The following is a 26,147-nucleotide window of genomic DNA, read 5'->3' as shown; positions in this document are numbered from 1 at the left end:
TTTGAAGTGCCGATAGAGAAAATACCGAACGCTGGTGAGCGGGCGTTTCTTAAAGTGGGGAGTAAAACCCTCGCGCTATTTAATATTGCGACTCAGTTTTATGCAATCGATGACAGTTGTCCTCATCAGGGCGCCTCACTATTTAGTGGACGTTTAGAAGGTCGAGTCATTCAGTGTTGTGCCCATGGTCTACGCTTTGATTTAGCAAATGGCTGTTTACTTAATTCTTCTCAGCTCAAAGTTGCAACTTATCCCGTAGAAGTGAGTGGGGAAAAGATATTTATTGTGATGGGTTCTGGGGAAAATCATGGCTAGTTTAGTTTTGAAAAATTTTACCCAGCGTACACGAGAATTAGCACCTGGTTTTATTGTAAGTTCGGTTGTTGCAGCGGCTGCCTGTTTTTTATCTGAGCACTATGGTGCCCCAGTCATGTTATTTGCCTTGCTGTTGGGAATGAGTCTGAATTTTTTAGCAGCTGAAAGTAAATGTAAGGCGGGCATAGAGTTTACTGCGCGTACTGTGCTTCGGATGGGAATTGCTTTACTCGGCATGCGTATAACTTTGGGGCAAATTACTGCACTAGGGTGGCAACCTATCGCTTTAGTCATAACGCTTGTTATTGTCACAATCTCGGTTTCAGTGATTACTGCCAAAATTTTAGGGTTTAAAAAATTATTTGGTATGTTAACGGGTGGGTCGACAGCAATTTGTGGTGCTTCGGCTGCTTTGGCTCTTTCTGCTGCATTTCCTAACCATCCGCAAAAAGAAAAAGCGACCTTATTTACCGTCATTGGTGTGTCAGCACTCTCAACCTTTGCAATGATTGTATATCCCATGATTGCCAAGTGGTTAGAGTTATCACCCCAAGCTGCTGGTATTTTTCTTGGTGCTACCATTCATGATGTCGCACAAGTGGTCGGAGCCGGTTATAGCATGTCAACCGAAACAGGGGATATTGCTACTGTCGTTAAACTCATGCGTGTTGCAATGCTACTTCCGGTTATTGTTTGTGCCGCAATGATTACCCGCATGCAAGGTGCAGATTCAACAGGAGAGCGGCCACCATTACTGCCTTGGTTTGCTGTTGGCTTTTTAATTCTCGCTTGCATTAACAGTACGGGATGGGTGCCTATAATCATTCAAAATGGAATCAATGATTTATCACGCTGGTTTTTAGTGATTTCAATTAGTGCTTTAGGAATGAAAACTCAGTTAAAAGAGCTGGCTTCTGTTGGTATTAAACCTATTCTGTTGATGGTAGGTGAAAGTGCCTTTTTAGTGGTATTGGTGTTGGCCCTAATGCATTGGTGGTTCTAATTTTAATAAGTTAAATAATTTAAGGAAGTTTTGGGACAAATTCACCAACGCTTCCTTTTATAACTCATACAATTTCAACTTTATTAAACTGTAGTAAGTTTGAGATCAAAACACATTAATTCAGAAGGGCTTTGTTTTGATTGCGCCACATGGTAGGTGACATGCCAAATTGACTAATAAACCAACGGGTAAAAGAACTCGGCATTGAGTAACCTAAAATATCAGACACTTGAGCGAGTGAATAATTTAGATTTTTTAAATAACGAAATACGAGGTCTTTACGTACTTCATTCATTAAGTCACTAAAACTTGTATGCGATTCTTCTAAACGACGTTGTAATGTACGCACATGAATGCCGTGTGCTTGGGCAATTTGGTCAATGCTAGCGCGACCCATTGGTAAAAGAAGATAGATACTTTTTCGAATATCAAAAAGTATGGTTGATTCATTGTCATTTTGCAAAATATCTAAATAACGTTGAGCATGGTTGGCCATGGCTAGATTGGCTTGCGGGTTTGTCGTATCGAGTTCTGCTGTGGTGCAGACAATGCCATTAAAGTCACTACCAAACTCTAATGAACAACCAAAAATACGCCGATGTAATGATAAGTCACTTGGTTCACTATGGGTGAAATGCACACTTAATGGTCGCCATTTTTGCATCAGTAGAGCTGCACAGAAACGATGTGTAATGCCCACGGCAAGTTCTGTTGCCTGACGACTATATCCCCAAGTTGTCGTTACAACTTCTTCGCGAATAATGACCGTATGACTCACTTCTTCAATATAAATTTCCAGTGAGTTATTAAATAAGTTGCGATATCGAACAATGGTTTGTAAAGCATCACGTAAAGTATGCTGATAATTGAGTAATAGACTAATTTCTCCAAAATCTGCGATTTCACGCTGTTCTGCCATATGCAGGCCAAACACATCGCAACCACTCATTTGAGCTGATTCTTCAAGCAACGAGATTGCTTTATCTACTGGAATACGTTGCTTATCATTATTTATTTGAGTTTGACTAAGACCCACACGTGATAATAAAGGGTAAGGATTAACATCTAATTGTTGGGCAACTGCCAAATAGTTTTTTAAAGAGGCCGTATGCGCAAGAGGGACCATTTTATTATCTCCTTGTTCTTAATAAGCCATATTCCTTACAGCTCCTATTTAGTTATAACCAAAATATCCACATTACAAAAGCTTTTATTTAAGTGCTGGAGCATAAAGTAATGTGGTTTTGTGAGGCTCTCTTTTCATTTATTTGTAATGACTAAAATATTTAAAAAATTTTGACAGTTCTGTCATCAAATGAAAAGTCTCTGACGCCTTATGTACATCATTCAAAGAAATGAGTCTTTATTGTGAACTTAAATTTTATACAAATTCTTATGCATTGTAGATGACTAGGTTCACAGGTGTCGAAATGGAAAAAATACAAACTAAAGCAACTATTTTAATTATTCCGGGGTTACGTGATCATGTCGAAATGCATTGGCAAACCCTCTTGGAAAAGCGCCTGGCTAAGGTATGTTCTGTAGCTCCTGTACAAACGAATAAACTCAATTGCGAAAAGCGAGTTACTGCAATCCAAAAACAACTTGAACAAATACAAGGCCCCGTCATTTTGGTTGCGCACAGTGCTGGTGTGCTAATGACCATACATTGGGCCGCGAAATATCAACGACCTATTCAAGGTGCTTTACTGGTTGCACCTCCTGATTTAAATGAGAGTTGGCCTGAAAATTATCCGAATCCAGCCACACTTAAACAAGAAGGGTGGAGCCCTTTGCCAAATCAAAGCTTACCTTTCCCAAGCATTTTGGCGGCAAGCACAAATGACCATTTAGCTCGTTACGAAGTTGTAAGTGATATGGCAGCAAAATGGGGAAGCCAACTTGTAAATTTAGGTGATGTGGGACATTTGAATCCTGCATCTGGTTTTGGGTACTGGCCAAGAGCCGAGCAATTTATTCAACAGTTAGATCAGGTTGAACAACCTGCCTAGTAGAAAAAAATACCTGCTTATGTAAATCCTTTAAAGGCCAAGGGATGGCTTTTAGTCATAAGCATAAATAATAAAAATCATATTTATAGGGAGATAATATGATGAGTCATTACATCTATTTAAATCAAATCAATAATCATCTTTTATACATTCACAAAATAGGCGTTTCATTAAGTCTGATTTTATTCATGTCTAAAGTGCATGCGGGTAGTTTTGATTTTGATAAAGACTGGCAACTAGAATCAAAAACGATATTAAGTTTAGGCACCAGTTGGAGTACACAAGATCCATCTGCTTCATTACTTTATCGACCCGATGCAAACAAAATAGGTAAACAAGGTGCTAGCATTGATGTGAATGGTGATGATGGGCGTATGAATTTTAGTAAATATGATGCCATTTCACAGATCATCAGAGGCATAACTGAAGTTAAGCTAAATGGAAAACAGCAGGGTGCGGTCATTAGTACTAAATATTGGTATGACCATGCCTATGAAACTGGACACGGAGATTTAAAAGCTTTTAATGACTCATCTTGGCCAAGGTTAGCAAAGTTCAAAGGTATCGATTTATGGAATGCCTATATATGGAAAGATTTTGAACTGGCTGGTGGAAAAAGCATAAATTTAAAATTAGGCAAACAGACATTAAATTGGGGGAAATCTCAGTTTTTCCAAAACGGTTTAAATTCGGTGAGTGCATTCGATTTTGCTGCAATTAACCGACCAGGTGGTGATACAAAAGAAAGAATCATTCCAACCGAAATGTTTTCATTCGATACAAGCATTAATAAAAATTTGAAAATAGAAGGCTTCTATCAATTTAAATTTAGACCTTCAGTTGTTGATGGCAGCGGAACTTTCTTTGAGATTTCAGACTTTGTGCCCGAAAATGCAGGTCCAGTTCTGATTGCTGGAGGTGGAGACAAATTATCAGATACCGCAATTCGTTTACGTACCTATATTCCACGTGCAGAAAGTAGAAAAGCAAAGGATAACGGTCAATATGGTATTGCTTTAAAACAGACATTACCAAGTTTAAATAATGCTGAGTTAGGTATTTACTATGCGAACTACCATAGCCGTAATGCAAACTTTGATGGAACCGCTGTAACGGCATCGGGACCAGAGCATTTTAATACCGCGAGTTATTTTTCTATCTATCCTGAAAATATCAAAATGTTTGGATTAAGTTTGACTGGGAAAGTTGGAACAACAACCGTTTTTAGTGAATTAACCCACAAACCAAATCAGCCTTTGCAATTAAATGGAACCGATATTGTCTATGCCCAAGTGCTATCGGAAGGCACACCATTTGCGCCGCCGGGAAAAACTGTTGAATTAGGTCAATATATTCAAGGATATGTACGCTTACCCGTCACACAATTTTCGGTTGGGGCAACTGACAGCATATTTAATATTTTAGGTGCAGATTCACTGAATTGGTCTACAGAGTTTGCCTTAAATCATATTGCAAATATTGGTAATCATCGTATAGGGCGTACTGGCGCTTTTGGGCGTAGTGAGCTTTCAACAGGTGCTTATAATCCTGAAACAGGAGCATTTAAATGTACGCCTTATGGTACGGCTAATCTTTCAAATGAAGAAATTGATCAGTTAAATGCGAGCTTTTGTAATAAAAAAGGATTTTTTGACGAATGGTCCTTTGGCTATCGCTTACGTGGGGCATTAAATTATCAAAATATTTTACCGTTAACTGTATTTACTCCTAGTCTTAGCTTTAGACATGATGTTTATGGCTTTAGTCAAAATTTTCAAGAAGGGCAAATGAGTGTAAGCGCGGCGTTATCTATGACCTATAAGCAAAAATATACTACAGAGATTGCTTATAATAACTTTTTTGGTTCCAATGAATTTAGCACGATAGATGATCGAGATTTTGTATCCTTAACATTTAAAGCCAATTTTTAATTTCTTAGCTCATGATAAGTTAGAATAAATGACAATTAAGTAAATTTTTGATTCATAGGGATAAAGAAGTTTTTTTTAAAGCCATAAACAAAAGACCCAATTAAAGCTTCTTGTTTAATTGCAAACATAAACTACGCTATTTCTATTACGACAAAAAATAAATGGAGATCACCCATGTCCACACGTTTTTTACTGCCAATTTTAGGCACGACGGTTTTAGTGATATTAACGGGATGTGCTTCATCTGCTCAATATTCTATTGCAGAAAGTTATGGTCCTGAACCAAAACTCCCCGATCCTAAATCAAGTTTAATACCTACGGTGAATATTGCCCCTGCGAAAGGTTGGTCTCAAGGAGAAATGCCAAAACCCGCTGAAGGTTTAAAAGTGAAGGCATTTGCACAAGGTCTAGAGCACCCAAGGTGGCTACATGTTTTACCTAATGGGGATGTATTAGTTGCTGAAACCGATGCACCACCTAAGCCAGATGACGGTAAAGGAATCAAAGGTAAAATTATGACAATGGTGATGAAGCGTGCCGGATCATCCCACCCAAGTGCAAATCGGATTAGCTTACTTCGTGACACCAATGGAGACGGAATTGCCGATCAAAAGACGGTATTCCTCAAAAACTTGAATTCACCATTTGGTATGGCATTGGTGGGTAATAACCTCTATGTCGCCAATACAGATTCACTCATGCGTTTCCCTTATCAAGACGGTGAAACTCAAATTACAGCAGCTGGAACCAAAGTGTTGGATTTACCGGGTGGGCCTTTAAATCACCACTGGACCAAAAACGTTATTGCGAATCCTGAGGGTACAAAACTATATATTACGGTGGGATCAAACAGTAATGTGGCAGAAAATGGGCTAGATAAAGAAAAAGGCCGTGCACAGATTATTGAGTTTGATATTGCAAGTGGACAAGCAAGACCATTTGCAACTGGATTGCGTAATCCTAATGGAATGGCATGGCAACCTCAAAGTGGCCAGTTATGGACAGTAGTTAATGAGCGTGATGAGATTGGCAGTGATTTAGTACCCGATTATATGACATCGGTTAAAGATGGCGCTTTTTATGGTTGGCCGTATAGTTATTATGGTCAACATGTAGATGTACGAGTAAAACCACAAAATCCAGGAATGGTTGCCCGAGCGATTAAACCCGATTATGCACTAGGTAACCACACAGCATCTTTAGGCCTTGCATTTTATGCAGCCGAACTCATGCCGCAATACCGAGGTGGGGCGTTCATTGGTCAACATGGGTCATGGAACCGTAAACCCTGTAGTGGTTATAAAGTAGTGTATGTACCATTCAGAAGTGGTCAACCTTCAGGCCCGCCACAAGATGTATTAACTGGTTTTTTAAATGAAAAAGGTGAAGCTCGTGGGCGACCTGTGGGTGTCGCAATAGATTTCTCTGGAGCAGTGTTAGTCGCCGATGATGTCGGGAATACAATCTGGCGAATATCTCCAGTTGCAGAAACAACTTATGAGGCTCCAGTGAGACGTGCTATAGGAACTCCACCGACTACAACCCCATAAAAACGTATCGAAAATATTTGATTAGCATGGGCAGCCTTTAATTTGTATAGAGGCTTGCTCATGTACCCATTATTTAATTTTTAAATAACTGAACAAAAAAAATACTAATTGGACTTTATAATCCAGCTTCTGAAGAATGAATATGTGAAAACGATTTGGTGTGGTTGGTGGAGGTATTGCTGGATTGGCTTTAGCAAATAATTTAAGTAAACATCGCTATTTAAATGTTTGAATTACCTTTTATTATGCATTCATTTAAGATGAGCTTGAGCAGGTTTAACCGGAGCGATGATATTGTCGCTAGAAAATGGTTAATTAAATCTGTTGGGGAGATATTTGAAGTTTTATAAAATAAATAATTCAATTGTTTTCTATTTTTAGAGTAGCTTTGGTTAATTAAACTTGTTTCACAATTCATTATTAAATTTTGATACGATTCGCACTATACAAAATAAGAACTGTTGATATAAATCATGACCGATCAATTAAGAGCAAAATTTGAGAATTTAGAACTGAACGCTGGTTTGGGGAAAATTAGTGCTTTCATTTCAATGTCACTAAGCTTGCTGTGTTTATTTGGGGCATTGTGTTTTTTATTTCCCAGTGTATTAACGACACCAGAACTTCGTCCTCTTTATGCAAAGCACCACCATATTTTTTATTTTAGCCTTATTGCAGGCATTATTATTAGTGCTGGTTTTGGTGCCTTCAGTGCAATTGTTCGCCAAAATCGTTACGGATTTTATGGGCTGTGTTTTTCACTTGTGGCAGCAGTTTTGGGCTGTGGGGTAATTGAAGCACCCGTTTTACCAAGTGTACCTTTTTATGCAGGTATTGATTATTTTGTACTGACCTTGTTCATCTTAGCTTTTATTTTTATTCCGCTAGAAGGTTTTTTTGCTAAAAATCCTGAACAAAAAATATTACGTGTGGGGTGGGTAACTGATATGAAGTATTTTATGGTTAGCCATGTAGGCATTCAATTATTCAGCTTTTTAACTGTCATGCCTATTCAATATTGGATTACACATTTGCCTGATAATCCGATTGTGCCTTATATCCAAGCTCAACCGATTTGGCTGCAATTTATTGAGTTACTGATTGTGGTCGATTTTACGGTGTATTGGTTACATCGTGCTATGCATGAAGTTAATTTCTTATGGCGCTTTCATGCGATTCATCATTCGACTGAATATATGGATTGGTTGGCATCTTCACGCTTACATGTCATTGAAGTGCTGATGACTCGCTTTATTGCAACATTGCCGATTTTCCTTTTAGGTTTTCATACTTCTGCCGTTTTTGCCTATTTAATCTTTATTTCATTTCACGCTATTTTTATTCATTCTAACGTCCGTTTTCGGTTTCCGTATTTACGCTGGATTATTGCGACACCAGAATTCCACCATTGGCATCACTCTTCTGAAAAACCAGCTATTGATAAAAATTACGCTGCTTTTATTCCTCTATACGATGTCATTTTTAAGAGTGTGTATATGCCCAGTCATTTGGCGAGTGTATATGGGACAGTCGGCTATAAAATTCCAAATAGTTTTGTAAAACAATTTACGTGGCCATTTAAAAAGTATGTAAAACGTTTTTTAAAACCTTGGCGTGATCAGTAAATCTTAAGTTTTAGTCCAATAAATGTAGGATGCTTAAATGACATGTTTAAGCATTTTTTTTGGCATCTGCCGCTGCAAAATGAGCCATTTGGTCAGCATAAGCTTTTTGAAAAGAAGGACGTGTAGTCGCTCTCTGAACATATGCGAGACAATGGGGAAATTCTGTTAACCCATCAAATTTATTCACCAAACGTAATACGTCAGCCATGATAATATCAGCAATAGAAAATGACTGCGTTAGCCATTCGCGTTCAGCAAGAAATGACTCCATATGCTGGAGTCGAGAGAGAAGAAAGGCATCAAATTGTTTGTGGGCGGGTGTATCTGTCTGAGCATTAGAAAATCTTAATAAAGCCCAAGGAAGGCTCGCCATTTCTACTGAATTAAGTGCGGCAAATAACCATTCTATAACTTCATTACGCTGTTTTTGATTTGTAGGTAAAAGTACATCACTACGTTCACCTAAATAAAATAGGATAGCGCCACTTTCAAAAATTGAAATATCGCCATCTGTTAGCCAAGGAACTTGTCCAAAAGGCTGGTGAGAAAAATGATCGTCTCGTCGTTCATAAAAAGATACGCTATTTATTTTATAGGGCATTTTTGCCTCTTCTAAGGCCCATCTTATCCTTATATCTCTTACAAAACCTCGTGGTAGTTCTGGAACCCAATCAAAAGTTGTTAAAATGAAATTATTCATAATAAATTTCCTTATATTTTATAATGATAACTAAAGAATACTCTCGAACCTTTCTCTTGTTTTATATTTAAACTCATCTTGCGAATGAATCTTTATATTAAAAATAGTCTAACGAATTTCAATAGATATCAATGTAGTAATCAGAAGCTAAATTATTTATTTAAGTATCATTTGTTTTAAGTTATTTAAGTCAGCTTCATTTGAGGCTGACTTTTTAACGCATCATTATTTACTTTTAATATTTTTAAAAATCATAACAAGTGCAACAAGAGCTAGGCCAATAATTAAACTCATATAAATATTAGCACTGTTCATAAGTCCGATTTTACTCACAAAATAGCCTGCAAGAATTGCCGGAATACTAAATGCTAGATAACTTTCAACAAAGAATGCAGCCATTAAGCCTGCACGTTCTTCGGGCAAAGCAAGAGGCATGACTGTACGAATAGCTCCCATAAAAGCTGTACCGAAACCGACCCCAGTAATAATAGAGCCCACGAACAAGGTAACAGCACTGGTAAAGTTGACTGCTAAAAATAAAATTGCTGCACCAATAATGATTGATAAGGTACCGGTCAGCAAAATACGAAAATTTGTAGATTTTCTAAGGGTTAAAATACCGGCAGCTCCTGAGAGAGCGAGAGCCATAAACATAATCCCGTTTAACCATGCAGAAGATGTTTGGAAAATCTTTGCGAGTAAAGAAGGCATAAGCGACAAGAAAAACCCGCTCACCATCCAAAGTGCAATGTTAATAGGACTAATACTTAATAGCGCGCTCCTTGCTTGATGGGGAATAGCCATATTGGGTTTTAAAGAGGCTAGTGCACCAGATCTTTTTTGTGCAGTTTCAGGGCTAAGAAAGCTTAAAAGGAGTTCACATAAGAAAAAGACGCATAAAAACTCGAAAACAAGCTGTAGGGGCTGAGATGAAAATTGCAAAATAACGCAAGTAATAAAAATACCTACAGCCATCCCTACCATGGGAGCAATACTATTAATTAAGGAACCCTGATGTTTACTGAAATCTAAAATTGCAGCTCCTATTGAGGAAACTGCAAGTCCTGTCGCGATACCTTGTAGACCGCGTGCAATAAATAACATAGAAACATCTGAGGCAAAAAGAAAAAAACTCATCGCAACAATTTGGAGAAAAATTGCTGAAATGATGACAGGGCGACGCCCGATGTAGTCTGAAAGAGAGCCAATAATGAGTAACGATGCAAGTAAAGTAAAAGCATAAGTGGCAAAAATTAAAGTCAACGTAACAGGCGAGAATTGCCATGCTTGCTGATATAGACGATATAGAGGTGTAGGGGCGCTAGAAGCCGCCATAAATGTCATCAATGTAATGGTATTTAAAGTTAAAGCAGCTGCTGAACCTAATTTAAAAACGGGTTTGGAATGTTTTAAACTTGAATTGTTCATAAGAGATGCATAACATAAAAGCGAATATTTAGCTTTTATACATTATTTTCACACTAAAGCAAAGAATTAGCTTTAGTGTATTTTGTATATATAAATAATGTTTTTGAATTGGTTTTAAATTTAAGTAGAGCAAATTAATGGTAAAAGTTGTTACTGGATTACGTCCGGGTGGTCGCAGTGAAAGAATTCAGACCGCTGTACACCAAGCTGTAAAAGAGCTGCAAAAAACATTTGATCAAAGCCAAATTACAATACCGTTAATTGCTAATCAAGCTGGGGTAACACCTTCAACAATTTATCGTCGTTGGGGAGATATTAGTCAATTATTTTCAGATGTTGCACTTAATGAACTTAAACCAGATATGGAACCTAAAGATTTAGGTTCATTCCAACTTGATGTGACCGCATGGATTGAACAGTACTTTGAAGAATATTCTTCTGAGGTAGGGCAGCTATTGTTACGTGATGTGCTATATGCAGCAGATTCTTCAAATGCTAGAAAATGTGAAACTTTAATTATTCAGCAACTTGATATTATCCAAGAAAGAGCTAAATCGCGTAATGAATCCACGATTGAAAATCAAGAAATTATTGAAGCAGTTATTGCGCCAATGTTATTTCGAATTTTATTTACCGATCGCGATTTATCTGTAAGCTATGTGCATAGTTTGCTAAAACAGCTGTTTAAAAAGCACACCTAAAATTGAGTTAAATGACAGAGACAGAAGGTCAAATTTAAAAACAAAGCGTGAAAAATTTAATTCTTATAGCATCAGAATTCACTTATATCAATTTTACTTATTATTTTTAAACTAAATTCTCATAATTTATAATTAATATGTTTATATTAAAATCATTTATTTTGTGAATGATGGTGTCAGGTCTGTAAAATAAGTTCTTAAGGTGAGTTTTAATACTCTTTGTGATATAAAATTTTAATATAAATAATAGGTTATTAGTAAAATTAACTATTTTTCTGATTTTTTAAATATAAAAATAAAATGGATTCTATACAAATTAATGCATGATTTTTGAATTTTACATTTTTTAAATTTATAACACAGGGTGTTTTTTATTCTTTACAATGGCTTTCCCTTGTTAAAGCAGCTTGTGGTGCTCGCTTTATATTTTATTTTTTTATCCCCACCGAAAAGGTATTTAGATAATGGATTTCAATACCCTTGACCAAGAAACGGTACAGAAAAAACAGAAGTTTCACCAAATTTTGTATGTACAGGTCATTTTTGCAATTATTTTAGGCGTTTTAATTGGTCATTTTTACCCTGAACTTGGGCAGAGCTTGAAACCGCTTGGTGATGCATTCATCAAGATCGTCAAAATGATTATTGCTCCCGTAATCTTTTTGACTGTGGTCACCGGTATTGCCAGCATGACGAACATGAGTCGGGTTGGGCGTGTGACTGGTAAAGCAATGCTGTATTTCATTACTTTCTCAAGTCTTGCACTTGTGGTTGGTATGATTGTGGCAAATATTATCCAACCGGGTAAAGGTCTAAACATTGACCCAGCGACCTTAGTCAGCGATAAGGTAAATACTTACGTTGAGAAAGCTCATGCCACTAATATTACTGACTTTTTCATGAATATTATCCCGCAAACCTTGGTCAGTCCTCTGGCAGGTGGCGAGATTTTGCAGGTATTATTTGTCGCTGTACTATTTGGTATTTCTTTGGCTGCTTTGGGTGACCGAGCACGTCCAATTACTGATTTCTTAAACAACTTAACTGCTCCAGTTTTCTACCTGGTTGGTATGTTAATGAAGCTTGCCCCAATCGGTGCTTTTGGTGCGATGGCTTTCACGATCGGTGCGTATGGTATTCAATCAATTGGTAATTTATTGCTGTTGATCATGACGTTCTATATCACGGCTATATTATTCGTTTTAATCGTTTTGGGTGCTGTGGCTCGTTACAATGGCTTTTCAATTATTGATTTAGTTCGCTATATCAAAGATGAGCTTTGGTTGGTTTTAGGTACAAGTTCTTCTGAAGCAGCTTTGCCATCTTTAATGGACAAAATGCAAAAAGCGGGTTGTGAAAAATCAGTTGTAGGCTTGGTTATTCCAACGGGTTATTCATTTAACCTTGATGGTACAAATATCTATATGACTATGGCAGCTCTGTTTATTGCGCAAGCCTGTAATGTAGATTTATCAATTAGTGAACAATTTGCTTTACTTTTAGTTGCGATGGTAAGTTCTAAAGGTGCAGCAGGGGTGACTGGTGCAGGTTTTATTACTCTAGCTGCAACTTTATCAGTTGTACCAGCTGTTCCTGTCGCAGGTATGGCTTTAATTCTTGGTATTGACCGTTTTATGTCAGAGTGCCGTGCTTTAACAAATCTAGTAGGTAATGCATGTGCAACAATTGTTGTGGCACGTTGGGATAAGGCTTTAGATAAAGATCTTCTTGATAAAGCATTAAAGAACCACAAAGCAGATTAACCTTGCAAAAAAAATCTGTAGCTAAGGGCAATTTGGGAGAGTAGCCCTGCTACAGATTTTTTTGTTTAATATCTAAAAAATATATACTAATTAAGCCATTCTAAAGTTCTGCAACACTACTTATCTTTCAAGAAAGACAATACCGTAATTCAAATCAAGTCGCGAAAAAATTATGCTTTTAAGTGATCTTCAAACTCTTCACCTAATTGCATAGCTAATGAATTGCCTGCTAAATCACAGGTCACCAAACCATATTCTTTTTTAAAACTAAAAGTAAAACCTTTCCCGTCGGCAAGGTTTTTAACCGAATATCCTAACTTTTCTAACCAAATACGAAACGCAATTAAATTTTTAGCTTTAACAACCTTTTTCACGTGAGAACTCCTTCTATCCGTGGCATTACATCTTATTTATTAATAGGGTTTTAATTAGATTTTTTAAAGGGGGAAAACTTTGTTTTATTTTGCAACTTGTAAAATAAGTAAGATAAAGAAAAGAAAGATTTCATTTTTATAAAATTGTGAATGTGTTATGTAACTAAAAAATAATAATTTTTTATTTATAGTGCTGTTTATGTGAGTATTTAAAAAAATTAAAAATTCGATAATATTATTTAAAATAATGGATAAATAAGAATCGAGTAAATGTAAAAAATAATTACAGGCAACAGGTAATAGGCAAAAAGATACAGTTCTTAAAATAAAACTGTATCTTCTTTTGAAAGCTTAATTTTAGAAATTATCTTTAAGAGCACGTAAGTGGGCGAATTCTTCAACACTTTCTGCGCGAAGAAAGGGGTTGGTTGCTAATTCAAGTTCAATAGTGCTGGGTAATGTAATTAATCTTTGTTTACGTAACTCGCGGACTTCTTCAGCTCGCTCTGACAAAGCATGGTTATGTGGTTCTACTGTTAAGGCGAATTCAGCATTTGAAAGCGTGTATTCATGTGTGCAATAAACTTTTGTGTGGGTTGGTAATGCTGCTAGACGGCTCAGGGAGTGATACATTTGTTCGGCTGTGCCTTCAAATAATCGACCACATCCCATTGCAAATAAAGTATCGCCACAAAATACAGCTTCTAATTCTTCAATAAAATATACGATGTGTCCTAAGGTATGACCTGGGGTTGCAATAATCTCTATTTTCAAATCATTAAATTTTAGATGATCGTCATGTTGTAAGGGGTTAGTAATTCCCGGAATTTTTGTGAGTTCATCACGTGGACCATACACAGTAAGATTTTGGGCAGCCGTTAAATCAGCAACACCACCTATGTGATCTTTATGCCAATGTGTAAGCCAGATTTGTTTTAAATTTAACTGATGATTCTGACAAAATTGAGTTACCAGTTCTGCTTCTGTTGGGTCGACTGCAACAGCTTCTTGAGTTTCAGTATCTTCTAAAATCCAGATATAGTTTTGGAGGGCATTCTGTACATCAATAAAATGAATTCTATAACGCATTGTTTTATCCTGAAACTAAATCCAAAAAGTAAATGAATAATGACTACTTCTGATAATACCAGAAAATGGTATTGAGCCACGCACTCAACTGTCTTTAAGAAAAGGACTCTATAAAACAAAAAAAGCCCCCTATAAAGAGAGCTTTTTTTATATGGATGACTTAACGTACCTTCGCGAGCCAGTTCCCTAGCGTCTGTACAATCTGTACCAATAGTAATAGGACAATTACTGTTAAAATTACAACGCTTGTATCAAAACGTTGATAACCATAAGAAATTGCTAAATCACCAATACCACCTGCGCCAACTGCACCCGCCATGGCAGTTGCACCAATAAGGCTGATTGTAGCTGTCGTAAGGTTTAAAATGAGTGAACTGCGTGCTTCAGGCAAAATAAAGCGGGAGATAATTTGCCAAGGTGTAGCACCCATCGCTTGAGCAGATTCAATAATTCCTTCATTTACTTCAAGCAATGAAGTTTCAATCAGACGTCCCATATAAGGGCCAACATAAATAGTCAATGGAACAATAGCTGCCCACGTACCAATTGAAGTACCTACTAATAACTTAGTAAGAGGAATCACTGCAATAAGTAAAATAATAAAAGGAAGAGAGCGTAAAGCATTTACAATTGGATTAAGTAAATGATAAATCACTTTATTGGGTAAAATGCCTTCTGGGCGGGTAACTAATAAAATAATTCCCTGAATAAACCCCCAGATACCACCAAACAAAAGTGCGAAGAAAACCATATGAAAGGTTTCTTGCAAAGCGGTAACGAACTGATCAATAGAAAGAGAACTGTGCCAGAAAGGTTGAGTAAGTTCAGTTAACCACTGTACGATAAAATCTCTCATACTTGATCTCCTGATTGAACCACACCTACTTCATTTTGCTCCAAAAACTCAATAGCCTGTTTAATTAGCTGAGGATCACCTAGAAGCTGCACAAACATTTGACCAATGACTGTGCCATTAATTTCAGTCATGTTAGCAAATAAGATATTTAAGCTAATATCGAATTGTTTAATCAGTGACTGAATTACAGGTTCTTGAGCAGAACGCCCTAAAAACTGCAAACAGTAAATACTATGATGATGCTGGTTTTCGAGCTGATTTAAAATATTCACAGGCAACTGTTGATGTAAAACAGTTTGAATGAAGTTTTTAGTTGTCGGATGTTGAGGTTTACTAAAGATATCAATCGTTGAACCTTGTTCAATGACTTTACCTGCTTCCATCACAGCCACATGATCACAGACAGTTTCAATGACATCCATTTCATGGGTCACCATCACAATCGTGATTTTTTGCTCTTGATTGATTTTCTTTAGTAGCTCTAAAACTGACTTGGTTGTTTGCGGGTCTAGGGCAGAGGTTGCTTCATCACACAAAAGAATTTTTGGATGATTTGCCAAAGCACGGGCAATACCGACACGTTGCTTTTGGCCGCCAGAAAGTTCATCTGGGTAAGCATCTTTTTTATGCTTAAGGTCAATGAACTCCAATAACTCATTCAAGCGCTTTTCACGTTCTACCTTATTGTAATTCAGTAGGCGCATTGGCATTTCAATATTTTCAGCAACCGTCTTGGTTTGTAACAAATTGAAGTGCTGAAAAATCATACCAATATTTGCACGTTCCTGACGTAATGAACGCGCATCCAAAGCAGTGAAGTCCTTTTGATTAATGATAACCTGACCTTCATTTGGTCGTTCAAGTAAGTTAATCAGGCGGATTAAAGTACTTTTACCTGCACCACTATAACCAATGATACCAAAGATACTACCTTCTGGAATTTCCAAATTAATTTGGTCCAGTGCGCGTATGGTTTGGCCTTTAAGCTGATAGTGCTTTGAAATGTTTTTAAATTGAATCATGTCGTCAAAAAACTATGCTGAAAAGAAAAAACAGGCAAAGAGACTTTGCCTGTTTCGCGTTGCGGGTATTATATTACTATTTAGCTTCTGTGAGGTAGCTGATTGGCTGATTCACGTCAACTTTTGTACCACCAAAGTGTTGTTCAACGTATTTTTTCACAGCTTCAGTGTGATATAGCTGACCAACCTTTTGAAGAGTAGGTTCATCTTTACGCGATTCTGCTGTTGCAAGAATGTTTACGTTGAGTTTTGTGCTGCTGTCTACTGGCTCATAGAAAATAGAATCTTTAAGCACATTTAAACCGCCTTCCATTGCTAAAGTATTACCTAAAACAATTGCATCAACTTCATCTTTTACGCGTACAGCTGTCGCCATTTGGATTGGTTTGATATCAATTTTTTTACTGTTGTCGATAATATCGTTTGGAGTGCCTTTAGCTGGGTCGAAATCAGCTTTAAGCTTAATTAAGCCTGCACTTTGTAATAACAATAATGCGCGAGCTTCATTTGCAGCATCGTTAGGAATAGCAATACTTGCACCTTGTGGGAGCTCATCTACTTTTTTATGTTTACTAGAGTAAATACCCATTGGTTCAAGATAGGTTGTAGAAACTGGCGCAATTTTGTCTTTGTTGGACGCATTGAAGGCAACTAAATATGCATAAGATTGGAATGCATTTAAGTCAACTTCTTTATTTGCAACAGCTGTATTCATCGACACATAATCAGTGAAATTTTTCACTTCAAGCTTAATGCCAGCTGCTTTAGTTTCCGGTAGAGTTGAAATATAACGCCAGATATCAGCATCAGAGCCAGTTGAAGCAATAACTACAGTTTGTAGTTGTGATGAATCACTACCTTTCCCGGCTTGTGGTTCACTTTGCTGTTTACCACAGGCTGCAAGTAATAGCACAGACACGCTTAAAAAAAGACTGATCAGCTTTTTCATGTAAAAAAAGTCCTGATTAAGAGAAATCAACTGTTCAAGTTGGCTCTCGACTAGAAAAGAATGAGTTTTGTTACAACATCACAAAGTTTTCAATGCTAAAAGTTATAACTTTTAGTTCTTTTCTAATTCTTCAGATACTTGTTTTAACGTTTTGATCTGCACATGATGAAACTATTTTTACAGCAGTTTGATCATGTATTATCAGTCTTTAAACGATGTTCAAAAGTATTGAATGTTAAAAAATTACTATCATCTTTAACAGAATTAGACGATATGCCATGATATTTAACAGCACATTAACTTTGTGGAATGTTCCAACGCTTTAACTAATGATATCAATAAAAACATATTCAATATAGTGGACATGTTTCGATCTTATGAATTGGAATTGAATAAAAGTTAAGATTTATATAATTTTTTGTGATAAGCAAGATTGAAATAAAAAAAGCCCTCTATTCAAGAGGGCTTTTTATAAATTGAGATTTTTTATTCAGCTTTTTCACGTGCAATTGCGCGATAGCCAATGTCACTACGATATTGCATGCCCGTAAAGTTAACTTGTCCGCATACTTCTAGCGCATTAATTTGTGCTTCAAGAACGCTATCGCCTAATGCTGTTACACAAAGAACCCGACCACCAGAAGTCACGATGTGACCATCTTCACGAGTTGCAGTGCCAGCGTGGAAAATTTTAGTATCTTCAGGTGATTGTCCGATACCTGAAATTACATCGCCTTTGCGTACACTATCAGGATAGCCTTCTGCTGCGAGAACAATACCAATTGACTTGCGGTCATCCCATTCAGCTTCTTTTGGTAAGTTACCAGCAATACCGGCTTCTACCAATTCAACAAGAGATGATTTTAAACGCATCATGATCGGTTGAGTTTCTGGGTCACCAAAACGACAGTTAAACTCGATCACACGTGGTTGACCTTGTTCATCAATCATTAGGCCAGCATATAAGAAACCAGTGTAAACATGTCCATCAGCAGCCATACCTTCAACAGTCGGACGCATGATTTCAGTCATAACGCGTTCGAAAATGTCAGAAGTTACAACCGGAGCAGGAGAGTAGGCACCCATACCGCCTGTGTTAGGGCCTTGATCGCCTTCAAAAATACGTTTGTGATCTTGTGAAGTTGCCATTGGTAAAATATTTTTACCATCAATCATACAAATGAAAGAAGCTTCTTCACCTGCAAGGAACTGTTCAATCACAACGCGTGAACCAGCATCACCAAATTTGTTGCCTGCAAGCATGTCATCAATTGCTGCAAAAGCTTCTTCGTTGGTCATTGCAACGATTACGCCTTTACCAGCAGCAAGACCATCAGCTTTAATTACAATTGGCGCACCATTTTTTTCAACATAAGCTTTAGCTGTATCTACTTCAGTGAAAACGTCATAGAAAGCAGTTGGAATGTTGTGGCGCTTTAAAAAGTGTTTAGCAAATGCTTTTGAGCCTTCAAGCTGTGCTGCATATTGAGTAGGTCCCCAAATTTTTAAACCTGCTTCACGTGCAGCATCCACCACACCATTAACTAATGGTGCTTCTGGACCAACAATAATAAGATCAACATTATTTTCTTTAGCAAAAGCAATAATTGCAGCGTTGTCTAAAATATCAAGTTGAACATTAATGCATTTGTCTTCTGTTGCAGTTCCAGCATTACCTGGTGCGACAAAAACTTGATTAACATTAATATCTTGCGCGATTTTCCATGCTAAAGCATGCTCACGACCACCACTACCTAAAACTAAAATATTCATTTTTAATTTGTTCCTTAACTTTAATCCTTTTCATCCCCCTCTATCCCTCAAGGTGGAGAGTTAGCTCCATTGTTGTGGAAAACCCTCCTGAATGAAAGGAGGGTTAGGGAGGACTAAATTTAAATTAGTGGCGGAAATGGCGCATACCAGTGAAGACCATTGCAATACCAGCTTCATTAGCTGCTGCGATTACTTCTTCATCACGCATAGAACCGCCTGGTTGAATAATGCATTTAATGCCAGCTTTAGCAGCATTATCAATACCGTCACGGAATGGGAAGAATGCATCAGATGCCATTACAGCGCCTTCAACAACCAAACCAGCATGTTCAGCTTTAATGGCAGCAATACGAGCTGAGTTAACACGGCTCATTTGACCTGCACCTACACCAATAGTTTGGCGGTTTTTTGCATAAACAATTGCATTTGATTTTACATATTTCGCAACTTTCCAAGCAAAGATGAGGTCATCAATTTCTTGTTCAGTTGGTGCAATTTTGGTAACTACTTTAAGATCATCTTTAGTGACCATGCCCAAGTCTTGATCTTGAACAAGTAAGCCACCATTAACGCGTTTATAGTCAAGTTGTGGGGCACGTGCGTCAATCGCAGGTAATTCGCCACATACTAAAACACGGACATTTTTCTTAGCGCCAGTCACTTCAAGCACGCCATCAGCAATACTTGGAGCAATAATGACTTCAACGAATTGACGTTCTACAATTGCTTGAGCAGTTGCCACATCTAACTCACGGTTAAATGCAATAATACCGCCGAAAGCAGATTCTGGGTCTGTTGCATAAGCTAAATCATAAGCAGCTTTAATGCCGTCTAAAGAAACAGCTACGCCGCAAGGGTTAGCATGTTTTACAATTACACAAGCAGGTTTTGCAAATGATTTAACACATTCAAGTGCGGCATCTGTATCTGCAATGTTGTTATAAGACAATTCTTTGCCTTGTAACTGTTTAGCAGTAGAAACAGAAGCTTCTTTTGCATTTGCCTCTACATAAAATGCAGCAGATTGGTGTGGGTTTTCACCGTAACGTAGATCTTGTGCTTTGTTCAATTGAGTATTGAACGTGCGAGGGAATAAATCAGCTTCGCCTTCGGTCTTGCCAACGCGAGCGCCTAAGTAAGAAGCGATCATGCCATCATATTGAGCAGTGTGTTCAAATGCTTTAACAGCTAAATCAAAACGTGTTTCATAAGAAAGTGAACCAGCAGTTTTTAATTCATTGATTACAGTGTCGTAATCTGAAGCATTTACTACAATACCTACTGAAGCATGGTTTTTAGCAGCAGCACGAACCATTGTAGGACCGCCGATGTCGATATTTTCGATTGCATCAGGAAGAGTACAGTCAGGGTTTGCAACTGTTGCAGCAAATGGATAAAGGTTTACAACAACAAGATCAATCGGATCGATGTTGTGTTCTTTCATTACTGCTTCGTCTAAACCGCGACGAGCAAGGATACCGCCATGAATTTTTGGATGTAATGTCTTAACACGACCATCCATCATTTCAGGGAAGCCAGTATGTTCAGATACTTCAACAACTGCGATATTATTATCTTTAAGCAACTTGTATGTGCCGCCTGTAGATAATAGTTCTACCCCTAAAGCTGCAAGGTTTTGAGCAAATTCGACAATTCCTGTCTTATCAGATACAGAAATCAAAGCACGTTTAATAGTCATGATGTTTAATTCAACAATTTCAAGTCTACGGATTAAAACCAATAAGCATAAAAAAATGCCCACGAAGTCGTGAGCATTTTATCATTTATTCACTCATTAAACCGTGAGCTTTTAACTTTTTGCGTAAAGTGCCACGGTTGAGTCCAAGAATCTCTGCAGCACGGGTTTGATTACCACGTGTATATTCAAGAACTACAGATAAAAGAGGTTTCTCCATTTCTGCTAGCACCATGTCATATACCTGAGATGGTTGCTCACCTTGCAATTGTGCAAAATAATGGCGAACTGCGCGATCAACATGGATGCGAAGAGCAACATCAGATTGTGCAGTAAAAATAGGAGATTTGCTATTCATGCGAGTTAATCCGAAAATCAAATACTAGCTTGGGTAAAGTAGTATATAAATGTGGTCTAAAAATACGGAGTCCTGTTTTAGATCCTAAAACAGTGACTCTAAAACATAAGAACAATTAGCTTGCCATAAATCTTCGTATTGAGTAAAAAATAAGCGTAACAATAATTAAATATTTGTTACAGCCCCCTCAAAAACAAAAAAAGTTAGGCTATGTGCTTAAGTAGAAAAGCACACATGCTTAACAGTATTTTTTTTGGATTGAGAGCGAGGAGTATATGAGTCAAAGCTTTCGTGGCGCGTATCATACCATTGTCTAGGAAAAAGTGAGCAAATTAACTGCATTTTTTTTTATTTTTTTTTCACTTTTTTTACATTTTAGGGGTGGACAATTTCTAATCGATAATTTACTAGGCTTTTTTTGCTTTTGTTTAGCTCAAATTGGAATCGGAATGGAGTGTTAGAGGGGATGCGCTGAATACCTTGTAAGTTTTCAACGAGATATTGTTGAGGAGTTAATATCATTTCCTCTGTTTTGTTGGACTCTATTGCAAAGCTCAACTTTAGATTGGGAAGCTCAATACTTTTATCATTCTGATTAATCAATATGCCTGAGAATTGTGTATGACTTGTGTCCACTTTGCGGAGTTTTAACTTTTCTATATAAATAAGTTGATATTGTTCTGTTGACTTATTGCAGTGCAGTATTTGGCAAACATAATTAAATGCATGGCTTACGGTTGGGCTAGCATGCATGAGTTTAGGATTAAACCAGAGAATTTGAAAAGTAAAAACTAAAATCAAAATAAGGTTAGCAGAGCTCCAGAGCGTATAGTACAGCCAACTATGTTTTTTATTATTGTCTTGTTCCTGTGAGGATGTTTGTTCAGCTAAATTAAGATTTGGTAGAGCGTTAATAGCTTCGTTATGAAAATAATTTAAGTTGTTGAGGTAGGTTAAAAGATCAATATTTGAATTCTCAACTTTTTGATCAAAGATATCTAACACGTGAGAATGTGTCATATATCTCGTTTGCATTGAACCGTTGACTAATGTAGATGAGTTGGCCATAACAGGCTGTTCAATATTAATCAGATGGGTGAGTGCATTAAAGTTCGAATCACATTTAGGGCAACAAACCATACCCTGAGCAACAGTTAATTGAGTAAGAGATACTTTATAGACTGTTAAACACTTAGGGCAGCGGGTTTGTTTTTCATTCATGAGTTAAGAAATCTCAATTTATTGTTTTACGTTTTCCTGAAATGCGACACCAATTTTCTTCGCGTTTTTCGACATCTAATATATCAAAAAATTCAGAATAAACACGTGAAACATCAGTAACTTGCTCTTCAATTACACCTGCAAGTGCGAACTCTCCCTCAGATTTAAGCAAATTTGCAAACTCTGGCGCAAGTGCCATTAGTGGACCCGCTAAGATATTTGCAACTAAAACATCAGCCTGTTGAGGTTTAAATTCTTGATCAAATTCTTCAGGAAGACCTACATATAGTCGATCTAATACGCCATTAAGCTCAGCATTTTGTTTTGTTGCTAAAACAGCCTGAGGGTCAATATCAGTGGCATATACTTTTTTAGCACCTAATAATAAAGCTGCTACACCTAAAATGCCTGAACCACAACCATAATCAATGACGATCTTATCTTTAACGTTAGTTTTACCTAGCCATTGTAAACATAAGAATGTACTGGCATGGTTACCTGTGCCAAACGCAAGACCTGGGTCTAACTTAATATTAGTTGCATCAGCTTCTGGTGGCTCTAGCCATTCAGGCACGATCCAGAACTTTTCCCCAATTTGAATTGGCTCGTAATAATCCATCCATGCGCGTTCCCATACCTGATCTTCAAGTTCTTCATGGCGTATAGGGGCGTCTGGAAGTTGAGCTTTTAAGAAAGCTTCTAAAGTGTCAACATCAATTGGTTCTTGTTCGTCTTGTTGATAGATACCTGTCACAATTACTTTATTCCATAAAGGTGTTTCACCTGGTAATGGTTCAAGTAAAGCCTGATCTTCAGCATCATCCAGAGTTACGCTTACCGCACCTAGAGACATTAAAAGTGTTTCTGTGAACTCAACTTGTTGTTGATCAACGGTAATGTGTATTTGTAACCACTTCACGAAAAGGACCTAAAAATTTTATTTAAAGGTCTATTGTAGCGGACTAAAGAGTTTTAAAAAAGAAAGCGGCCCATCTTTAATGGACCGTCTCTTAAAAATTATGATGTAGTATAGGAAAAAGAAATGGATTTCTTTTTCCTTAAGCTAGAGTTTTATTAAGGAGCAGGAGCTTTAAATTGTAGTTTACCATTTTCGTTTGGTTGGCAAGTACCATTAAAGGTTGCGCCATTATGACTGTAAGAAACCCATTCACCCTGACGTTTTTTAGCACAAGCTCTTAGCTGTTTTTGCATCTCTGATTTGCTTGACTCAGCAGCATGATGAGCTGTTTTGCTTGATTTAGCCATATGAGTCGATTTAGCAGTATGATTAGTCGCAGCGTGGGTCAACGTTACGCCTGAAAAACAAAGGAGAGAAGCGGTTAAGATTTTTAACATGGTCGTTTTCATTTTGTGTTCCTTCTTGTTGCGTTAATTCTAAAGTGATAGAAGTACTGTACGTTTTTTATTCTAAAATGAAAAAAATTAAAAAACATTCACTTTGTATTGAATTCATGAAACAAATTGTCAAAACATGTGGCGTAGCGTAAATCATGTGTCGACAATTTTGTAATTATGTACATCAATAAGCAGATAATTTTGCTATAATGTTCTGTCTTTTTTTTCTGGTGTTTTTGTACTCATGCACTACCCTAAAGTTTATGATGTTATCGTTATTGGTGGCGGTCACGCAGGTACGGAAGCGGCTCTCGCTGCTGCGCGTATGGGACGACAGACTTTGCTTTTGACCCATAACATTGAGACTTTGGGCCAAATGAGTTGTAACCCAGCAATCGGTGGTATTGGTAAGTCACATTTAGTACGTGAAATTGATGCGCTTGGCGGTGCAATGGCTTTAGCTGCCGATAAAGGTGGTATTCAGTTCCGTATTCTAAATTCACGTAAAGGTGCTGCAGTGCGTGCAACACGTGCTCAGGCTGACCGTGTTCGTTATAAAGCTGCTATTCGCGATACTTTAGAAAATCAAGCAAACCTTGATATTTTCCAGCAAGCGGCTGATGACCTGATTGTTGAAGGCGATACCGTTAAAGGTGTTGTTACTCAAATGGGTATCCGTTTTGACGCTAAAACAGTTGTGTTGACTACGGGTACATTCCTAGGTGGTGTTATCCACGTTGGTTTAGAAAAATCGAGTGGTGGTCGTGCAGGCGATCCTCCTTCAATTGCACTTGCTCAGCGTTTACGCGAATTGAAATTACCGGTAGGTCGTTTAAAAACGGGTACACCACCACGTATTGATGCGCGTTCGGTTGACTTTTCGGTGATGATTCCGCAGCCTGGTGATTTCCCGTCTCCGGTCATGTCATTTATGGGTGATGCCTCTATGCACCCTGAACAAGTAAATTGTTATATCACGCATACAAATGAAAAAACCCATGACATTATTCGTGGTGGTTTAGACCGTTCACCAATGTATACCGGTGTTATTGAGGGTGTAGGTCCACGTTATTGCCCATCAATTGAAGATAAAATTCACCGTTTCGCTGATAAAGATTCACATCAAGTATTCTTGGAACCAGAAGGTTTAGATACACACGAGCTTTATCCAAATGGTATTTCGACTTCTTTACCGTTTGATGTGCAGTTTGAACTTGTACGCTCAATTCGTGGTATGGAAAATGCTCATATCTTGCGTCCAGGTTATGCAATTGAATATGACTATTTCAACCCGCAAGCTTTGAAATTCACGCTTGAAACCAAAGCGATTAATGGCCTGTATTTCGCAGGACAAATTAATGGTACAACCGGTTATGAAGAAGCTGGTGCCCAAGGTTTACTTGCAGGTTTAAATGCTGCACGCCGTGCGTGGGAGCAAGAAGAGTGGACACCTAAGCGTGACCAAGCTTACATGGGTGTATTGGTTGATGACCTCATCACTTTAGGTACTAAAGAACCATACCGTATGTTTACGTCACGTGCGGAATATCGTTTGATGTTACGTGAAGATAACGCAGATCAACGATTAACAACTGTTGGTCGTGAACTTGGTTTGGTTGATGATGTACGTTGGGCCGCTTATTGTGAAAAAATGGAAGCGGTTGAGCGTGAAACTTCTCGTCTACAGCATTTATGGGCCGCACCGAATAACCCTATGGGCAAAAAGTTCGTTGAGATGACGGGTGCTGACTTAAGTAAAGAATGTAGTGCGATTGATTTGCTTAAACGCCCTAATATTAACTTTGGTCAAATTGCGGAACTTACGGGTTCTGAAGTTTCTGAACAAGTTGGTGAGCAAATCGAGATTGCTGTGAAATATGAAGGTTATATTAACCGTCAGCATGAAGATGTGGCACAGTTAAAACGTCTTGAAGAAACCAAAATCCCTACTGATTTTAATTATGATGTAGTGTCGGGTTTATCACGTGAAATTACTCAAAAGTTAAAAACAGTTCTTCCGGAAACATTAGCTCAAGCGAGCCGTATTCCTGGTGTTACACCAGCAGCTGTACAGCTTGTAATGATCACAATTCGTAAAAACAATATGATTAAGAAAACAGCTTAATCTCTTAAATGTGAAAAAGCCCAGTTAATACTGGGCTTTTTTATTTTCTGTTCAAAAAATATATGGAAACTTCCTAAGGAAGAAAATAGATTTTGCTTCCTTTTTTTCTTATTTCACATATTTTGAGTAGCTAGTTATATTGAATTCACGTTCAAACAAAGAGGGCTTTAACTATGACAATGAAATCAATTCTCTACAATAGAGATGCAATGGCATGCCAGTGCTCATGTTTAAAATAGCGCAAAAGAAAGAGCAGATCAGTTTTGGGGGGAGAACACATTGATCTGAAGGTAAGTATA

Annotated in this window: 23 protein-coding genes and 2 pseudogenes; 11 read left to right on the top strand and 14 right to left on the bottom strand. The window is 37.6% G+C overall.

The window, feature by feature from the left end; all coding sequences use genetic code 11:
* Positions 1-6: 6 nt before the first annotated feature.
* Both I5515_RS01640 and I5515_RS01635 read left to right on the top strand, forming a co-directional pair.
* Positions 7-315, top strand: a complete 309-nt coding sequence (locus I5515_RS01640) for a Rieske (2Fe-2S) protein (protein WP_199964851.1) — start codon at positions 7-9, stop codon at positions 313-315.
* On the top strand, positions 308-1,318 hold the full coding sequence (locus I5515_RS01635; protein WP_199964449.1) for a YeiH family protein: 1,011 nt from the start codon (positions 308-310) through the stop codon (positions 1,316-1,318). Before I5515_RS01640 ends, I5515_RS01635 begins: the two co-directional genes overlap by 8 nt.
* Positions 1,319-1,433: 115 nt before the next feature.
* On the opposite strand, the gene I5515_RS01630 is transcribed toward I5515_RS01635, so the two are convergent.
* Entirely contained in the window at positions 1,434-2,444 is a 1,011-nt protein-coding gene (locus tag I5515_RS01630) for an AraC family transcriptional regulator (protein WP_199964448.1), read from the bottom strand.
* 280 nt (positions 2,445-2,724) lie between these two features.
* On the opposite strand from I5515_RS01630, the gene I5515_RS01625 reads away from it, so the two are divergent.
* The 6 genes and pseudogenes from I5515_RS01625 (at position 2,725) to I5515_RS01605 (ending at position 8,437) form a co-directional block, all read left to right on the top strand.
* Complete coding sequence (locus I5515_RS01625; protein ID WP_199964447.1) at positions 2,725-3,330, top strand: RBBP9/YdeN family alpha/beta hydrolase; 606 nt, start codon at positions 2,725-2,727, stop codon at positions 3,328-3,330.
* Between the two features lie 101 nt (positions 3,331-3,431).
* The gene (locus tag I5515_RS01620; protein ID WP_199964446.1) at positions 3,432-5,261 is read left to right on the top strand and encodes a DUF1302 domain-containing protein; all 1,830 of its coding nucleotides are present in this window, start codon (positions 3,432-3,434) and stop codon (positions 5,259-5,261) included.
* Between the two features lie 174 nt (positions 5,262-5,435).
* Complete coding sequence (locus tag I5515_RS01615) at positions 5,436-6,812, top strand: PQQ-dependent sugar dehydrogenase (RefSeq protein WP_199964445.1); 1,377 nt, start codon at positions 5,436-5,438, stop codon at positions 6,810-6,812.
* Positions 6,813-6,972: 160 nt separating this feature from the next.
* Positions 6,973-7,041: pseudogene (locus I5515_RS17650) on the top strand (hypothetical protein); the annotation flags it as partial.
* Positions 7,037-7,162: pseudogene (locus I5515_RS17460) on the top strand (LysR family transcriptional regulator); the annotation flags it as partial. The pseudogenes I5515_RS17650 and I5515_RS17460, both read left to right, overlap by 5 nt.
* A 123-nt stretch (positions 7,163-7,285) precedes the next feature.
* Complete coding sequence (locus tag I5515_RS01605) at positions 7,286-8,437, top strand: sterol desaturase family protein (RefSeq protein WP_199964444.1); 1,152 nt, start codon at positions 7,286-7,288, stop codon at positions 8,435-8,437.
* A gap of 46 nt (positions 8,438-8,483) precedes the next feature.
* On the opposite strand, the gene I5515_RS01600 is transcribed toward I5515_RS01605, so the two are convergent.
* Both I5515_RS01600 and I5515_RS01595 read right to left on the bottom strand, forming a co-directional pair.
* Complete coding sequence (locus tag I5515_RS01600; RefSeq protein ID WP_199964443.1) at positions 8,484-9,137, bottom strand: glutathione S-transferase family protein; 654 nt, start codon at positions 9,135-9,137, stop codon at positions 8,484-8,486.
* Between the two features lie 225 nt (positions 9,138-9,362).
* Complete coding sequence (locus tag I5515_RS01595; protein ID WP_199964442.1) at positions 9,363-10,565, bottom strand: MFS transporter; 1,203 nt, start codon at positions 10,563-10,565, stop codon at positions 9,363-9,365.
* Positions 10,566-10,702: 137 nt separating this feature from the next.
* Between I5515_RS01595 and I5515_RS01590 the strand changes: the two genes are divergently transcribed.
* Both I5515_RS01590 and I5515_RS01585 read left to right on the top strand, forming a co-directional pair.
* Positions 10,703-11,266: a TetR/AcrR family transcriptional regulator gene (locus I5515_RS01590; RefSeq protein ID WP_199964441.1), complete on the top strand. Its 564-nt coding sequence runs from the start codon at positions 10,703-10,705 to the stop codon at positions 11,264-11,266.
* A 464-nt stretch (positions 11,267-11,730) separates the two neighbouring features.
* Positions 11,731-13,029: a dicarboxylate/amino acid:cation symporter gene (locus tag I5515_RS01585; protein WP_199964440.1), complete on the top strand. Its 1,299-nt coding sequence runs from the start codon at positions 11,731-11,733 to the stop codon at positions 13,027-13,029.
* A 170-nt stretch (positions 13,030-13,199) separates the two neighbouring features.
* Here I5515_RS01585 and I5515_RS01580 read toward each other — a convergent pair whose 3' ends face one another.
* From I5515_RS01580 to I5515_RS01530, 11 genes are all read right to left on the bottom strand, one after another.
* A complete protein-coding gene (locus I5515_RS01580) occupies positions 13,200-13,403 on the bottom strand; it encodes a hypothetical protein (protein ID WP_002119766.1) in 204 nt (67 codons plus the stop codon).
* Positions 13,404-13,760: 357 nt separating this feature from the next.
* Positions 13,761-14,492, bottom strand: coding sequence for a hydroxyacylglutathione hydrolase (gloB, locus tag I5515_RS01575; RefSeq protein ID WP_199964439.1), 732 nt, complete (start codon positions 14,490-14,492; stop codon positions 13,761-13,763).
* A 160-nt stretch (positions 14,493-14,652) separates the two neighbouring features.
* Positions 14,653-15,348, bottom strand: coding sequence for a methionine ABC transporter permease (locus tag I5515_RS01570; protein ID WP_199964438.1), 696 nt, complete (start codon positions 15,346-15,348; stop codon positions 14,653-14,655).
* The gene (locus I5515_RS01565; RefSeq protein ID WP_199964437.1) at positions 15,345-16,370 is read right to left on the bottom strand and encodes a methionine ABC transporter ATP-binding protein; all 1,026 of its coding nucleotides are present in this window, start codon (positions 16,368-16,370) and stop codon (positions 15,345-15,347) included. Before I5515_RS01565 ends, I5515_RS01570 begins: the two co-directional genes overlap by 4 nt.
* A 76-nt stretch (positions 16,371-16,446) precedes the next feature.
* Positions 16,447-17,319: a MetQ/NlpA family ABC transporter substrate-binding protein gene (locus I5515_RS01560; RefSeq protein ID WP_199964436.1), complete on the bottom strand. Its 873-nt coding sequence runs from the start codon at positions 17,317-17,319 to the stop codon at positions 16,447-16,449.
* A gap of 486 nt (positions 17,320-17,805) precedes the next feature.
* Positions 17,806-19,092: a phosphoribosylamine--glycine ligase gene (gene purD / locus I5515_RS01555; RefSeq protein ID WP_199964435.1), complete on the bottom strand. Its 1,287-nt coding sequence runs from the start codon at positions 19,090-19,092 to the stop codon at positions 17,806-17,808.
* Positions 19,093-19,216: 124 nt separating this feature from the next.
* Positions 19,217-20,791, bottom strand: coding sequence for a bifunctional phosphoribosylaminoimidazolecarboxamide formyltransferase/IMP cyclohydrolase (purH, locus tag I5515_RS01550; protein ID WP_199964434.1), 1,575 nt, complete (start codon positions 20,789-20,791; stop codon positions 19,217-19,219).
* Positions 20,792-20,876: 85 nt separating this feature from the next.
* Positions 20,877-21,146: a DNA-binding transcriptional regulator Fis gene (gene fis / locus I5515_RS01545; RefSeq protein WP_001086304.1), complete on the bottom strand. Its 270-nt coding sequence runs from the start codon at positions 21,144-21,146 to the stop codon at positions 20,877-20,879.
* A gap of 375 nt (positions 21,147-21,521) precedes the next feature.
* Positions 21,522-22,367, bottom strand: a complete 846-nt coding sequence (locus I5515_RS01540; protein ID WP_199964433.1) for a zinc-ribbon and DUF3426 domain-containing protein — start codon at positions 22,365-22,367, stop codon at positions 21,522-21,524.
* Between the two features lie 13 nt (positions 22,368-22,380).
* Entirely contained in the window at positions 22,381-23,286 is a 906-nt protein-coding gene (prmA, locus tag I5515_RS01535; RefSeq protein ID WP_199964432.1) for a 50S ribosomal protein L11 methyltransferase, read from the bottom strand.
* Between the two features lie 155 nt (positions 23,287-23,441).
* Positions 23,442-23,735, bottom strand: a complete 294-nt coding sequence (locus tag I5515_RS01530) for a hypothetical protein (RefSeq protein WP_199964431.1) — start codon at positions 23,733-23,735, stop codon at positions 23,442-23,444.
* A 232-nt stretch (positions 23,736-23,967) separates the two neighbouring features.
* On the opposite strand from I5515_RS01530, the gene mnmG reads away from it, so the two are divergent.
* The gene (gene mnmG, locus I5515_RS01525; RefSeq protein ID WP_017392063.1) at positions 23,968-25,848 is read left to right on the top strand and encodes a tRNA uridine-5-carboxymethylaminomethyl(34) synthesis enzyme MnmG; all 1,881 of its coding nucleotides are present in this window, start codon (positions 23,968-23,970) and stop codon (positions 25,846-25,848) included.
* Positions 25,849-26,147: the final 299 nt, after the last annotated feature.

It is taken from the genome of Acinetobacter calcoaceticus (assembly GCF_016508255.1).
In the GTDB taxonomy this organism is placed as follows: Bacteria; Pseudomonadota; Gammaproteobacteria; order Pseudomonadales; family Moraxellaceae; genus Acinetobacter; species Acinetobacter calcoaceticus_E.
The sequence above is the reverse complement of the archived record's forward strand: the minus strand, read 5'-3'. Positions and strand labels throughout refer to the sequence as shown.

Excerpts from the sequence above, each read along its gene's own strand:
- I5515_RS01635 (WP_199964449.1), top strand. The coding sequence starts at position 308 with ATGGCTAGTTTAGTTTTGAAAAATTTTACCCAGCGTACACGAGAATTA.
- I5515_RS01630 (WP_199964448.1), bottom strand. The coding sequence starts at position 2,444 with ATGGTCCCTCTTGCGCATACGGCCTCTTTAAAAAACTATTTGGCAGTT.
- I5515_RS01625 (WP_199964447.1), top strand. The coding sequence starts at position 2,725 with ATGACTAGGTTCACAGGTGTCGAAATGGAAAAAATACAAACTAAAGCA.
- I5515_RS01620 (WP_199964446.1), top strand. The coding sequence starts at position 3,432 with ATGAGTCATTACATCTATTTAAATCAAATCAATAATCATCTTTTATAC.
- I5515_RS01615 (WP_199964445.1), top strand. The coding sequence starts at position 5,436 with ATGTCCACACGTTTTTTACTGCCAATTTTAGGCACGACGGTTTTAGTG.
- I5515_RS01605 (WP_199964444.1), top strand. The coding sequence starts at position 7,286 with ATGACCGATCAATTAAGAGCAAAATTTGAGAATTTAGAACTGAACGCT.
- I5515_RS01600 (WP_199964443.1), bottom strand. The coding sequence starts at position 9,137 with ATGAATAATTTCATTTTAACAACTTTTGATTGGGTTCCAGAACTACCA.
- I5515_RS01595 (WP_199964442.1), bottom strand. The coding sequence starts at position 10,565 with ATGAACAATTCAAGTTTAAAACATTCCAAACCCGTTTTTAAATTAGGT.
- I5515_RS01590 (WP_199964441.1), top strand. The coding sequence starts at position 10,703 with ATGGTAAAAGTTGTTACTGGATTACGTCCGGGTGGTCGCAGTGAAAGA.
- I5515_RS01585 (WP_199964440.1), top strand. The coding sequence starts at position 11,731 with ATGGATTTCAATACCCTTGACCAAGAAACGGTACAGAAAAAACAGAAG.
- gloB (WP_199964439.1), bottom strand. The coding sequence starts at position 14,492 with ATGCGTTATAGAATTCATTTTATTGATGTACAGAATGCCCTCCAAAAC.
- I5515_RS01570 (WP_199964438.1), bottom strand. The coding sequence starts at position 15,348 with ATGAGAGATTTTATCGTACAGTGGTTAACTGAACTTACTCAACCTTTC.
- I5515_RS01565 (WP_199964437.1), bottom strand. The coding sequence starts at position 16,370 with ATGATTCAATTTAAAAACATTTCAAAGCACTATCAGCTTAAAGGCCAA.
- I5515_RS01560 (WP_199964436.1), bottom strand. The coding sequence starts at position 17,319 with ATGAAAAAGCTGATCAGTCTTTTTTTAAGCGTGTCTGTGCTATTACTT.
- purD (WP_199964435.1), bottom strand. The coding sequence starts at position 19,092 with ATGAATATTTTAGTTTTAGGTAGTGGTGGTCGTGAGCATGCTTTAGCA.
- purH (WP_199964434.1), bottom strand. The coding sequence starts at position 20,791 with ATGACTATTAAACGTGCTTTGATTTCTGTATCTGATAAGACAGGAATT.
- fis (WP_001086304.1), bottom strand. The coding sequence starts at position 21,146 with ATGAATAGCAAATCTCCTATTTTTACTGCACAATCTGATGTTGCTCTT.
- I5515_RS01540 (WP_199964433.1), bottom strand. The coding sequence starts at position 22,367 with ATGAATGAAAAACAAACCCGCTGCCCTAAGTGTTTAACAGTCTATAAA.
- I5515_RS01530 (WP_199964431.1), bottom strand. The coding sequence starts at position 23,735 with ATGAAAACGACCATGTTAAAAATCTTAACCGCTTCTCTCCTTTGTTTT.
- mnmG (WP_017392063.1), top strand. The coding sequence starts at position 23,968 with ATGCACTACCCTAAAGTTTATGATGTTATCGTTATTGGTGGCGGTCAC.